We start from the raw sequence: 12,745 nt of genomic DNA on the forward strand, positions 1-12,745 counted from the left end.
GAGCCACGATTTTCTCGTAGACTCAGTTGCCATAACGGCGACCTGAGATGAAAAGGCTTTAAAAAAACCGGGCCACTCAGACCGCGCGCAATTATCACGAAGTCAACTGAGAAATACTAGCCTGCGCGCTAAGCCGCCATAATTCGATGGCAGAGTGCGGGAATTTCGGGATCAACTGTAACAACAGAATTTAGCGGCCTTGGCCTCATTCGGCGCGCAAGGCATCCAACGGATTCAATCGCGCCGCTTTTATCGCCGGTGCCACTCCGGCTGCGGCGCCGATCGCCAACGACACTGCAAACGCCAGCGCGATGTAGTTCCAGGCCAGTTGCAACGGCAAAGCCGGCACCAGTAAGGCCACGAGTTTGACCGCACCTATGCCCAACGCCACGCCGCCCGCACCGCCGGCCAGACTCAGCAGCACCGCTTCCGAAAGGAACAAACGGAACACTGCAGCGCGTTCGGCACCTATCGCCCGCAATAAGCCGATCTCCGATACTCGCTCCGAAACGGCAATGGTCATGATCGTCAATATCCCGACCGAGCCGACCAACAACGAGATTCCACCCAAGGCCGCCACCGCCAGAGTCAGCACACTCAACACGGAATCCATTTTCTCCAGCATTTGGTTCTGGGTCACGATCGTAAAATCCTCCGCGCCGTGCCGAGCCAACATCCGCTGCCTGACGGCCTGCTCGACTCGCTCGACGCTGGCGTCCGCGCGATACAGCACGTCGATTTCCATCAACCCCTGGCGATCGAACATCTCCATCGCTCTGGCGCTCGGAATGAACACCGTATCGTCCAGATCGAAGCCTAGCATCTGGCCCTTGCTGCGCATCACGCCAATCACCCGAAACCGATCGCTGCCGATACGGATGCGCTGCCCCAACGGGCTGGCGCCGCCGAACAACTCCTGCCGCACCTTGCTGCCGAGAACGGCGAACGGTCTGGCGTTGTCGGCACCTTCATCGGGTAAAAAACGGCCGATATCGACGCCAATTCGCCACACCTGCGGCAATGCCGCACCGACGCCGAACACATTGCTGCGCCGTTGTTTATCGCCGGCCTCGACCCTGGCATTACCCTGTACCAGCGGCATCGCCGCCAACACGGATTCGACCGCGCCCAAACTTTCGGCATCGGCCGCCGTCAGGGGTCTCACCGTACTGATGGTGGCGCCGGATAAACCGAAGGTGGTGGTCTTGCCGGGATAAACCGCCAATAAATGGGTGCCGAACTGGGTGAACTCGCCTAAGACGAAGCCGTGGACGCCGCGGCCGATCGAGGTCAAGATCACCACCGCGGCAATACCGATGATCAGCCCCAACGCCGTCAGCAACGAGCGCTGCCTGTGGCTGCTGATGCTGCCGAGCGCGAGTTTGAACAAATCCTGCCAGGCCATCGCTCAGCGCCTACTCAATGCCGCAACCGGTTCGAGGGCCGCCGCCTTGCGGGCCGGCATCACGCCGAACACCAGCCCCGTTACCAGCGCTACCGCCAGTGCCGCCAACATGGCCCACGCCGGCAAGGCCACCGGAAAGTTCGGAAACCACCATTGCAGTGCCGCGAGGCCGACCCTTCCCAGCAAAACGCCGCACAACGCCCCAGCCAACGACAGTAATGCGGCCTCGCACAGGAACCAGCGCAACAATTGGCCGCGGGTCGCACCCAAGGCCTTCAGCAAGCCGATTTCGGCGGTGCGCTGACTGACGCTGACCAGCATCACGTTCATGACCAACACCCCGGCCACCGCCAAGCTGACTGCGGCAATCCCGGCCACGGTCAAGGTCAATGCCGTCAGGATTTTGTCGAAGGTATTGACCACGCTGTCCTGGGTGATGATGGTCACGTCATCTTCTCCTTCGTGGCGTAATCTGATGATCGCCCGCACCTCGTCGACCGCTTTATGCATTGCCGCTTCGGTGTGCGCTTCGATCAATATCCGAAACAGCGAATGACTATCGAATAAGGCCTGCGCCGATGCCACCGGCACAATCACCAATTCGTCGAATCCGGTACCGATCGACTGGCCTTCCTTAGCCAACACGCCGACGACCCGGAAGCGACGGTCGTTGATGCGCAGCCATTCCCCCACGGCTTTACGCCGGGCAAATAACTCGTCGGCGATTTTTTTGCCGATCACGCAAACCGGCATTTCCTTATCCGCTTCGGCCTCCGGCAAAAATACGCCTTGGGCCATCGTCAAGTGCCTTACCCGCAACAAAGAATGGGTCGAACCCATGATATTGGTTTCCCGTTCCAATCCCGCCACCGACACCGGCGCCGCACCGATGCTGACCGGCGCGATCGCGGCAACTTGCCGGCTGCGGAACAAGGCCGCGGCGTCGTCCAGCGTCAAATCGCGCGGCGTTTCGCCGAACAGCGGCGGGTGGCCGCCGGTGGTCTCGTTGCGTCCGGGCAATACGATGACCAGATGCGTACCCAACGATTCGAACTCATGCACCACATAACGCCGGGCGCTGTCGCCCAACGCGGTCAGTACGTTGACCGACGCTACGCCGATACTCATCGCCAGAATAATCAGTACGGCGCGCATCGGTTGGGTGCGGATGGCTTTGACAGCCTGAATCAGTAAATCTCGCTGCAGCATGACTTTTGCCGATACGGTGTTGGCGACAGTGTACCTCAAGCCGGATTTGCCGCATGTCGCAAAACGCCGGCAGATTGCCGCGGAGAACGGCTGACGACTTGGCCTGGCAAAGACGCCCGCTGGGGCCGGAATGGCGGATTGGTCTGATCCGCAATCGCCGCCAACCTTTGGTTACAACCTTCAACATCTTTTCGAAAAAACCCTACGGGAAATTATTAAATCTCCCTGCAAAAATAATTTGATCGGCGGCAGATAAACCGGCAAGCCGAGTAATTTTTTATGGTATAAAAATTTGCTGTCACAATTCGCAATAAAATTACCGAAAACCACGCCAAATAACACAGTTTAATAAGGGCCGATATTATGCTGGAAGCTGCCATAAAAACTACCGGACAATATAAAATCGATCAACACGATTTACCGGCGCAACAGTTGTCGGACCAATTACGGCAATCTTTACCTGACGCACTCGGTAGTGGCCATTCGGCAGTGTTCCCACTCGACACGGATTTGAGCTTTATCGAAACCCGCTACCGGCCAAACCGGGACTTGGCCGTCTCGACCCGGATCGAGCGGCAGGAGCCGCGTCTGGTAGTAACGCTAGGCATGCGGGGCTGCTCGCGTTTCGTCGAGCGCGGCGGCACCGCAATCGTTTTCAACGAAGGCTATACCTCGATTACCGCTTTTAATGCCAGTGACGGGGAGCGCCAATACCAAGCCGAATGCGAAATGTGGCAATTGCGTTTTTCTCTGACCAAAACCTGGCTGGACCAATATCTCGGAGAAAACGCTTCAGCAGCTTTATTTAAAAACGGCGGCATTAATTTATTAAGCCAGAAACCTATTTCCAGCACGGCGCTAATCGCCGTCGAACAATTAGTTTCCTGCAACGTTTCGGCCCCGTTAAAACGCATGTTCATGCACGGTCAAGCGATGTCGATATTAGCCTCCGAATTAAATCCTCTCTGGCAAAACAGCATTCATCATCGGTCGGGCTTTACCGAAAAAGACCGGGCTATGGCTTATGCGGCCCGCACAATTTTAATTCAGGAATTTCGCGCGCCGCCTTCGGTCGCGCAACTAGCCAAACGCGTCGGCACCAATCCATTTAAATTAAAGAAACTATTCCACCATTATTTCGAGAACACACCTTACGGAATAGTTCTGAACACTAGGATGTATAACGCCTACCGCATCTTGGAAGCCGGCACCTGCCAAATCGATGTGGCCGCGGAGTTGGTCGGATATAATCACGCCAGTAACTTCAGTGCCGCCTTCAGCAAATATTTTGGAATCTCGCCCCGCCATATTGCCAAACGCCAGACCGCCGCATCCGGTTGAGCCCGTCCCGTTTAAGCCGGACGCGACGGCGTGAAGAATCCCTTACCGTCGCCGAACAGCAAGTCCGGAATTCGCGGGGGCTTGCTGGACATGGTATTGGCTTGCCTGTTGTTTTCTCTGATGAACGCCAGCGTTTATGCCATCCGCGTCTTCGATGCCACGCTGCCGGCCGGCGTGATCAGCTTTTTCCGGATTCTGGCCAATTTGCTGATCCTGCTGTTTCCGGCTTTAATCCGGGGCCAAACCAGGACGCTACTCGGCGACGGTCGGCCCTCGCTGTGGTTACGCGGCTTATTCGGCGCTGCGGCATTAATGTTGTCGTTCGCCGCAATCGTGCGCATCGGCCCCGGCGAAAGCGCATTTTTAACCGCCAGTAGCGGTGTGTTTGTCGCATTGCTCGGGCCGCTGGTGCTCGGCCAGCACAACTCCTTACGAGTCTGGCTGGCGATTATCGGCGCATTTACCGGAGTGTCTTTGCTGTTCGATATGCACGACAGCCACAATCTACTCGGCCAATCCATGGCCTTGTTATCCGGCCTCCTCTCTGCCCTGGCGTTTCTGATGGTGGCCAGGGCCGGTCGCAGCAACGCGCCGCAGACGGTGATTTTCTATTTTTGCCTGGTCGCACTGCCGCTGCACGCAGTCTATTTTGCGACGTTCGACGCCGAGCTGCCGCGGGACTACCCGTCTTGGGGCTTACTGGGATTGGTCGGCGTATTCGGTAGCGGCGCCCAACATTTCATGACCCGCGCCTATCAGCGGGCGCCCGCCGCCCTGGTCAGTTCGGTCGGTTATTTGGCACCGGTTTTGAGTCTGGCCTGGGCCGTGACCCTGTTCGGCCAAATTCCGGCCCAAAGCGCTTTGCTCGGCGCAGCGCTAATCGCCGTATTCGGCGTATTGCTGCCTTTTCTGCGTTGATTCCGGGCTAATCGGCCAAGCGGCCGTCGACAATTTTCAGCCGGCGCCCGGCACGCCCGCCGATTTGCTGGTCGTGGGTAATCACCATCAGCGTCACTCCCTGCCGATTCAACTCTTCCAACAAATTGATGATGTCCTGGCCGGCCTTGCTATCCAGATTGCCGGTCGGCTCGTCCGCCAACAAAATCGGCGGCCGCATGATCATGGCCCGGGCGATCGCAATACGCTGCAATTGACCGCCGGACAACTGATTGGGACGATGCTCGGCTCGATCGCTCAGGTTAACCTCGGCGAGCGCCTGCTGCACCTGCTCGCGGCGGCGCTTGGGGTCTATTCCGGCCAGAATCAGCGGCATTTCGATGTTCTCGGCCGCAGTCAGGCGCGGAATCAAATGAAAGAACTGGAATACGAAACCGATATTATCCCGCCGAGTGTGGGCCAACTCGTTGTCGGTCTGGCAGGTGACGTCGCGGCCGTTCAGCCAATATTGGCCGGCAGAGGGTTGGTCCAGCAAGGCGATGATGTTCAGCAGCGTCGATTTACCGGAACCGGAGGGCCCCATCACCGAAATGTACTCGCCAGCCTTAACAGCCAGATCGATACCATTCAGCGCATGCACGGTCTGCTCGCCGACCTGGAACCGGCGTTCGATGCCGCTGAGCCGGATCATGGTTTGGCCCGCACCGTCACGCCTGCCGCTACGCCTTCCTTGCCCACCGACAATACCACCCGGTCGCCAGCCCGCAGTCCGCTCAGCACCTCAGTGTAATTCCAGTTAGCCAGGCCGGGTTCGAAGCGTTGTTCGCGCAAAACGTTGTCGGCACCGACCAGCAACACGCGATTGCCTTCCAGAATGGCTTCGGCCGGCAACCGGAGTGCCTTGTCCTTACCGGCCAGCAACACTTCGATATCGGCACTGTAGCCGGGCAACAATTCGGCCAAGTCTTTCGGGTCGCGCAAGGTCACTTCCACTTCCACGGTCCGCGCCTGCTTTTCTTTTTCCAACACGTACGGTGCAACTCGCGTGACGATGCCGGAGCAACGTTTATCCGGAAACGCATCGAGCGAAACGCAAGCCGGCATACCGGTTTTGATCCGGGCCACGTCGACTTCGTCGATCGGCGCCGATACGGTCAGGCAACTGACATCGAGCAAATCGATCGCCGGCAGCGTCGGAATGCCGGGCGGCGAAGGTGTCACGAATTCGCCCAATTCGGCATTGACTTCCGCAACCGTGCCGTCGAAAGGCGCCTTGACCAAGGTACGTTGCACCGCGGCTTCGGCAACGCCCAACTGGGCTTCGGCGACTTCGATATTCCGCAACGCAGCCCCGCATGCCGCGCGCTGCGATTTGCCGCCGGTCTGCGACTTATCGACCTGCTCTTCCGACACGACGTTATTGCGCTGTCGCAACTTAGTCATCCGCGCCGCCTCGCGCTCGGCACCTCCGGCTAACTGACAAGTCTGTTCGGCACTGGCCCGGCTGGCCGCGATTTGCGCCTTTTGCAATGCGACCTGGGCTTTCAAATCCTGATTCCAGACTTCCAGCAAAACCTGGCCCTGGCCAACCTTGGCACCCTCCTTGACATGCAATGCGGCGACTTGACCACCGGTGGCAGGCGCCAAATAGGCGCGGCGACAGGCTTTGACGGTGCCGACCCGGGTATTGGAGACGCTAGCCCTGACTTCGCCCTCCGCCAGCCTATAGGTCTCGACTTCCAGTAGCGGCGGGCGGCGGGCGTAAATAAACGCGATACCGGCCGACAACAGGGCGGCGAGAATTATCAGGTTTCTTTTAGTCATACTCGGCGTGATCCAATCGGCTTTGGCAGCTAGCCTACCTTGTCGCGGCGGGATTTTCAAAAGGCGCCGACAACAGCCGACGAATTCGCGGAACCGAGCCTAGCGCGGCGCCGAATCCGCTGCCCGCAGCGTGAACGAGATTCGGGTCTCCTGACCGGCCAATTCCAGAAAGCGGTTGAATTCGGCCAATTTCTCGACCGGTACGTCCGCCCTCGGCATTTGCAGATCGGTATACGCGGTCACGCTATTGCCCTCCTGGCGGTAATACCGATGCAGCGCGCCCCAGGGCGACAGATAATCGGCTTTCGGCCCGACATTGCCGACGCTTCTCCCGGCCGGCAACTGGTAACGGATTTCGCTCCGGTAATGAATGCCCTTAAAGGCGTACGGATAATACTTATTTCGGGACTTGACGTCTTTCACCAACGAATTCAACCAGGGTTCAACGTCGCGGTAGATTTTGAGCATCGCCGGATCGAATACATTCCGATATTCGGCGCTCGACGCCAGCGTGACGCCGGAATCGACCGCCTCCAATCCTTGCGCACTGAACTCGGGCTTGGCCTTGTCGCCCATCACCGACCGGTAATCTTCATGCAGCCAGCGCTCGCGCTCTTCCCTCGGTTTCGCCGACAACGAACGCCGTAATTCTGCAGCCCAGTGCGTGTCGTAGGTCCGGGCCAGGCTTTCCTGGACACTGCCGTCACCGATCAACCGGTTATCGGCCTTGGTTTGCTCCACCCAGGTAAACGGTTCGCTGCCGAGTTTATGCGGAGCGACCGCGTCGCGGCCGACTGCCAAAGCGACGCTCCCCTGCAAGGCGTAAGGCAGATGACCGCCGCCGGTATCGGGATCGGTCAGGTCCACGCAAATCTCGCCGGCCTGCACCGATTTCACGCAGGCCAACATGTGGTTGAAATACACACCGCTCGGCAACAGCAGTTTGGTCAGCGACATGCGCCCGGTAGAGGCCAACACCGGATAGGCATCCAGCCCGGCATGACGCGCCAAGTCAACGAACAGCATGGTCTTATCCTTGCAATCGCCGAAGCGGCGCTCCAGCGTCGCTGAAGTCGGCCTGGGAATGACACTGCCGTTGCCGCGCTCCAAGCCGACGTAACGGATTTCGCGCGAGACGAATCCACTCAAGCGGCTCACGATTTGCCTTACATCGCTGGCGTCGCCGCGGAGCTGCATCGCCAACTCTTCGATTTTGGCGTCCTGACTCAACGCCGGTGCGGCAAGTTTGTCCATACTCGCGGCAACCGCCGCCCAACTGGCGGGCTCAGCCAACACTAAAACCGGCAAGACGTCGAAAGCCGACGGCATCTGGTTATCGACCGGAACCGGCGCTGCCGCTTCCGTACTGGTACAGACCATTTCCTGCGGCCCTTCGCGACAAGTCAGTTTGGGGTAATCGGTTTGCCAGGCCGGCTTCTGCGCCGGGCCGTCCCAGCGGACTTCAGCGCGGAAACGTTCCAACGGATAAAAATTGGCCGGAAACAAGTTGCGCGCCCAAGCCATCGCCAACTTGTTGCGATCCGATACGATCTTGTAGCGCAGTACCGCAATACTGCCCGGCCTGAGCCGGGCAAACGGCACCGTCACATATACGGTATCGGTGAAAATATTGTAGACATTCTGGTTATTGACTTGCAGCGTGCTCGGGTCGATATCGGTAATCGCGCCATCCGGTTGCACCACGTAGGCTGCTTCGATTTCGGCCCGTTGGTGATTGGCGTCCAGCCAGAAACCGTTATTGCCGTCGCTCTCTATGCCTTTTGCCGTCAGATACAATTGGGCGACGCTGACGGTTTCCTCTACCCGACGGTCGCGGCTGAGATAAAGCCGGTGAGTTTCATCGACAGCCACACTGCCGTAACCGAGCTGTTTTAATGCTTCGATCCGCTCCGGCTGCGGCGCCAGACTGGCATACTCCAAACGCTGGCCTGCCGGCGCCCAACGCACCAAATTCGGCGCGTAGCCGGCCAATTTCAAATCGCGGCCCGTGTCCGCCGCGTAGCCTGCGCTGTGCAACAGGCATCCAATCAGCATCCATACTATTTTCATGACTTCTTCCCACCTACGGCCAACCGAAAACTCTCGACCAATTGCATCGCACTCGCATTCGGCTGTTTCCCGCCGTGGCCGACTACTTCGAACACTTTTTCGGGGGTCAACACCGTCGCTACCAGCAATGGCGAATCCCGCGACGGCACCGGCCCCTTGTAGCTGTATCGGGCCAGCGACATCGGAAAACTTTGGCCGTCATCCGCAAAGCGCCGCGTCTCCTGCACCTCGTAATCGTTCCAATTGGCCGCCACCAACGCCTGCCGCTGGTCGACGAAACCGTCCAGGGTTTGCTGCTGGCTGGGGCTGATGCGGACCACGACCCATTCGCCGGTCACTCGATTGACCAATTCGAGATCGGTGTCGGGATACAAGGTCCCTCGCTCGACCACGCGCCACTGCCGATCCGGTATCGTCAAGACATAGTCTGCGGCCGGTCCGGACACCAGCTGCTCGGCGGCCAAGGCCGGCGCCTTGAAATAAGCGAACTCGGCTTTGCTACCCAGCAGGCCCAGCGCGATAAGCGGAATACCGGCCAAAAACAAACTACGCTGCCGCCAGGTGTATCGATCGAGCGGAGCGCGCCATTGCGCCGGCTGCGCGACGCGCAAGCGGTTCATCCAAGCATTCAAGATCAACCACGGCAATGCCGCCAGGATGCAACCGAGTAAGAATAAAAACTGCGGCATGGCGAAATTGCCGAGTGTCGCAGCAACTAACATCAATGCCAGAACGGCCGGCGAAAACTTGAAAGCCATTCCGCGCTTTTGCGCCAAGCGTTTAACTTGCGCGGCAATTTGGTAAAACACATTGAAGTTGTAAAGTGGAACCAGCATCTGCCAAGCGCAGCGGCGCGGATTGAGGCGGGTTCCGTCCAAAGCGCACATGTCGCTGGTAATGCGATACATCAAAAACGGCGCATATAGCATCGCGCTAAACACCATCAATAATAAAATGCGCCAGTTGGGTTGCGGAGGGTAGAGTAAAGGCAGAGTATTGTCTGGGGACAACGCCGGTGCCGGATTTGCTTCGGCGACGGCTTCGAATTCGGGAAAACCGTGGGCGGCCCGCCACCAACGGCGATGACGTTGATGGCCCTGCCAAAACAACGGCAAAGCCACCAGCACTGCAAGCCCAATGACTGCGCAGCTCCCGACCATGACGTTGGCGTCGGCCCTGCGGTAGCCATCGTAAGCCACCCAGCACATGAACACCGCCACAGCCAAAAACAGGTTACCGCTGAAAAACCAGAATCCTCCCCGATAACGTTTCACGCCGGCGTATCCGCAATACCAAGCGATAAGGCCGAATCCGGCCGGAGTGATATATTGCAGAAGATCCCCGCCGCCGGGCGACAGGCTGACTCCTATTGCGGCCCAAGCCGTCAACGCCAGATAGAGTAAGCTTTGCGCATATAAACCGTATTGGTGCTTACCGCGAAATTGTTCGTCCATGGCGTTTCCGAAATCAATAGTGTGTGTTCGACTGGTGGCGGATCAAACCCAGCAAGGCAATTGGCCTGCCAAGCAACTGAGCACAAACTCTAAAACGAAACGCGCTATTTGACAAACCGAACCGCGTGACGGGCGGGACGCCGATATCTATCGGCCTGATCAGACTCTGCCGTAGCGGTTGGCGAGTGCATCTTCGCGCCAAGCCGGCAGGTAACTGGGAAACAATGAAATTATGCGGATATCGGCAACCGGGAAGACCAACGCGCGGCCCGCCCGGTCGGCTGATTCTATCAACGACCGCCCGGTCAAGCCTTATTCAGCTTTAGTCTTAACTCGGAGCGAAATTGGAATTATTTCTTTTGCGACGCCTTAGTCAGCCACTCGGAGAACTTACCGAAAATATAATGACTGCCGCGCAGGGAAAGATGGTCGTCATCGTAGAAGTAAGACACGCCGTCTTCCAAGCCCGCTCCGCACGATGATTCGTCGCACAAATATTCGTAGGCCGGGAAAATCTTGATCCGGTTTTCAGTCGCAGCATTAATCGAGCCGACCGCATGCCGGTAATTCGTATTTCTCTGGTCGAAAGATTTGCGCGGCACGTTGCAATCCGGCCGCTCTTTGTCGGTAATTTTTATCGGCCGGTCTTCAACGCAACTTCTGGCTTCGACGCCTATTTCCGGAACGTCCTCGACGAAAATCACCTGTTTGCCGAATTTCAGAATCTCGTTAATCGACGCCACATAACCGGAAATAAACCGGTTGTAATTTTCCGGCAGCAAGTCGTTCGGGTCTTTGATGATACGGTAGGTATTTTTCTTCTCGACGTCGCCATAGCCTGAGCCATCGACATACATTGCCCCTCTGGTGGCAAACACCACTTGCTGGATCGACGGAAAATCTCTGAGAACTTTCATCACAATCGGCATCACGACTCTGCAGCGCGAGGCCTTATCCGAGAACTCTTCGTACGGATTGATAGCGACCAAATCGGCAAAGGGCAAACAACCGTTTACCGCCACCAACGCCAAATCGTTGGCCCCTTTCGATATCGAGTCGTAAACGAATTGCGCAGCGTGGCTGTCGCCGACGACCAAGGTTTTCGGGGTCGAAGTCGTAAAACGACAAATCAGATACTCGTAACTGGCGCCCAATTCCGCTTTGCAGATATCGTCGACCCAATCATCCGGCGTGTTGAACAACACCGTGCCTTTGACGTCTGCAAATAACGTGGTCTTACTGGGGGCGTCGGCTTGGCGAAACTCGAAACCGTCTTTCAAGTAAGAGAAGTAACCGATATTGCCGATGATCAACATCATCCCTATGAGAACGACCGTTTTGGATTTATTGCCCTTGCCGAAACGAATCGGCTGCTCGACCAAGCGGTATGTCAACCATGCCAACAGCACGGACAGCGCCACCGCGACCAAACGGATATTGACACTGGGCACTTCCGTTTCCAAAACCCGCGCAAACGACAGCAAAGGCCAATGCCACAAATAAAGCGGAAAACTGATCACGCCGACCCAAACCGCCAGACGGTTGGACAAAACAATCCGGTTAAACCAGGCTTGCGGCCCGGCCGAGATGATCAAAACCGCACCCAGCATCGGAATCACCGCCCATTTACCGGGAAAGTAAAAATTGCGGTTGATGATGGAAAATCCGTAAATCAGCAAAAACAAACCGATAAACGAGAGAACGTTGGCCAGGGTCTTGCCGTCCGCTTCGTGCGTCTCGCGATACACCACGCTCGCCAACCAGCCATCGAGTTTGGCCCGGAAAGGGGCATAAGCGCCTTTCCGGTACAGCGCGAGCCAGGCCAACATGCTGCCGCACAACAACTCCCAAAAACGGGTTTGCGGCGAATAGAACGTGGCTACGCTGTCGAAGCGTATTCCCCGCATGTTCAGATAAAAGGACGCCAGCGCGACCAGTACAGTGACGGTCAAAATATTGAAATTCCGGCGCCACGCCAGCCAAATCAGGAAGGGCCAAACGATATAAAACTGCTCCTCTATCCCCAAGCTCCACAAATGCAGTAACGGTTTGGCTTCCGCCGAATAATCGAAATAACCGTCTTCGCCCCACAACACAAAGTTGGAGACAAAGCCGGCTCCGGCGGCGATATGCTTGCCCAACTCTTTGTATTCGTCAGCAAACAGCGCAAACCAACCGAACGCATAACTGGCGGCCAACACCAGAATCAGCGACGGAAAGATGCGCTTGACCCGACGGGCGTAGAATTCGCCGAAACTGAAGGTACCTTTCTCCAGATTCTGAAAAATGATGCTGGAAATCAGATAGCCGGAAATGACGAAGAAAATGTCGACGCCGATAAACCCGCCTTTCAAACCGTTGGGAAAGGCGTGGAACACCACGACCGAAAGCACGGCAACGGCGCGCAAGCCGTCAATATCGGGGCGGTACTTGATGTGTAGCAGGTGGGGATTGGCAGATGTCATGAAATCTCGTCTCGCTAAGCCAGGCTCGGATTCGTCCTTAGCCTGCTGGCGAGGCGGCTGTGGGCGGCATGGTTCCTGGA

10 protein-coding genes are annotated in these 12,745 nt (G+C 57.3%); 3 read left to right on the top strand and 7 right to left on the bottom strand.

Going from position 1 to position 12,745, the window contains the following annotated elements; all coding sequences use genetic code 11:
* Window positions 1-205: 205 nt before the first annotated feature.
* Window positions 206-1,405: an ABC transporter permease gene (locus C2U68_RS19315; RefSeq protein WP_140914104.1), complete on the bottom strand. Its 1,200-nt coding sequence runs from the start codon at window positions 1,403-1,405 to the stop codon at window positions 206-208.
* A gap of 3 nt (window positions 1,406-1,408) precedes the next feature.
* Window positions 1,409-2,614, bottom strand: coding sequence for an ABC transporter permease (locus C2U68_RS19320; RefSeq protein ID WP_140914105.1), 1,206 nt, complete (start codon window positions 2,612-2,614; stop codon window positions 1,409-1,411).
* A 53-nt stretch (window positions 2,615-2,667) separates the two neighbouring features.
* Here C2U68_RS19320 and C2U68_RS19325 point away from each other — a divergent pair, with 53 nt between their 5' ends.
* The 3 genes from C2U68_RS19325 (at window position 2,668) to C2U68_RS19335 (ending at window position 4,873) form a co-directional block, all read left to right on the top strand.
* On the top strand, window positions 2,668-2,856 hold the full coding sequence (locus C2U68_RS19325; RefSeq protein WP_140914106.1) for a hypothetical protein: 189 nt from the start codon (window positions 2,668-2,670) through the stop codon (window positions 2,854-2,856).
* A gap of 487 nt (window positions 2,857-3,343) precedes the next feature.
* Window positions 3,344-3,955, top strand: a complete 612-nt coding sequence (locus C2U68_RS21670) for a helix-turn-helix transcriptional regulator (protein ID WP_260839409.1) — start codon at window positions 3,344-3,346, stop codon at window positions 3,953-3,955.
* Between the two features lie 30 nt (window positions 3,956-3,985).
* A complete protein-coding gene (locus C2U68_RS19335) occupies window positions 3,986-4,873 on the top strand; it encodes a DMT family transporter (protein WP_260839410.1) in 888 nt (295 codons plus the stop codon).
* A gap of 7 nt (window positions 4,874-4,880) precedes the next feature.
* Here C2U68_RS19335 and C2U68_RS19340 read toward each other — a convergent pair whose 3' ends face one another.
* From C2U68_RS19340 to C2U68_RS19360, 5 genes are all read right to left on the bottom strand, one after another.
* Window positions 4,881-5,543: an ABC transporter ATP-binding protein gene (locus tag C2U68_RS19340; RefSeq protein WP_140914108.1), complete on the bottom strand. Its 663-nt coding sequence runs from the start codon at window positions 5,541-5,543 to the stop codon at window positions 4,881-4,883.
* A complete protein-coding gene (locus C2U68_RS19345; RefSeq protein WP_140914109.1) occupies window positions 5,540-6,676 on the bottom strand; it encodes an efflux RND transporter periplasmic adaptor subunit in 1,137 nt (378 codons plus the stop codon). Before C2U68_RS19345 ends, C2U68_RS19340 begins: the two co-directional genes overlap by 4 nt.
* Before the next feature lie 99 nt (window positions 6,677-6,775).
* Complete coding sequence (locus C2U68_RS19350) at window positions 6,776-8,746, bottom strand: DUF3857 domain-containing transglutaminase family protein (RefSeq protein ID WP_140914110.1); 1,971 nt, start codon at window positions 8,744-8,746, stop codon at window positions 6,776-6,778.
* On the bottom strand, window positions 8,743-10,200 hold the full coding sequence (locus C2U68_RS19355) for a hypothetical protein (protein WP_140914111.1): 1,458 nt from the start codon (window positions 10,198-10,200) through the stop codon (window positions 8,743-8,745). The genes C2U68_RS19350 and C2U68_RS19355 overlap by 4 nt, the downstream gene beginning before the upstream one ends.
* 350 nt (window positions 10,201-10,550) lie before the next feature.
* Window positions 10,551-12,665, bottom strand: coding sequence for an acyltransferase family protein (locus tag C2U68_RS19360; RefSeq protein WP_140914112.1), 2,115 nt, complete (start codon window positions 12,663-12,665; stop codon window positions 10,551-10,553).
* Window positions 12,666-12,745: the final 80 nt, after the last annotated feature.

Source organism: Methylomonas koyamae, assembly GCF_006483455.1.
In the GTDB taxonomy this organism is placed as follows: Bacteria; Pseudomonadota; Gammaproteobacteria; order Methylococcales; family Methylomonadaceae; genus Methylomonas; species Methylomonas koyamae_B.

Excerpts from the sequence above, each read along its gene's own strand:
- C2U68_RS19325 (WP_140914106.1), top strand. The coding sequence starts at position 2,668 with ATGTCGCAAAACGCCGGCAGATTGCCGCGGAGAACGGCTGACGACTTG.
- C2U68_RS19315 (WP_140914104.1), bottom strand. The coding sequence starts at position 1,405 with ATGGCCTGGCAGGATTTGTTCAAACTCGCGCTCGGCAGCATCAGCAGC.
- C2U68_RS19355 (WP_140914111.1), bottom strand. The coding sequence starts at position 10,200 with ATGGACGAACAATTTCGCGGTAAGCACCAATACGGTTTATATGCGCAA.
- C2U68_RS19350 (WP_140914110.1), bottom strand. The coding sequence starts at position 8,746 with ATGAAAATAGTATGGATGCTGATTGGATGCCTGTTGCACAGCGCAGGC.
- C2U68_RS19320 (WP_140914105.1), bottom strand. The coding sequence starts at position 2,614 with ATGCTGCAGCGAGATTTACTGATTCAGGCTGTCAAAGCCATCCGCACC.
- C2U68_RS19345 (WP_140914109.1), bottom strand. The coding sequence starts at position 6,676 with ATGACTAAAAGAAACCTGATAATTCTCGCCGCCCTGTTGTCGGCCGGT.
- C2U68_RS21670 (WP_260839409.1), top strand. The coding sequence starts at position 3,344 with ATGTGGCAATTGCGTTTTTCTCTGACCAAAACCTGGCTGGACCAATAT.
- C2U68_RS19360 (WP_140914112.1), bottom strand. The coding sequence starts at position 12,665 with ATGACATCTGCCAATCCCCACCTGCTACACATCAAGTACCGCCCCGAT.
- C2U68_RS19340 (WP_140914108.1), bottom strand. The coding sequence starts at position 5,543 with ATGATCCGGCTCAGCGGCATCGAACGCCGGTTCCAGGTCGGCGAGCAG.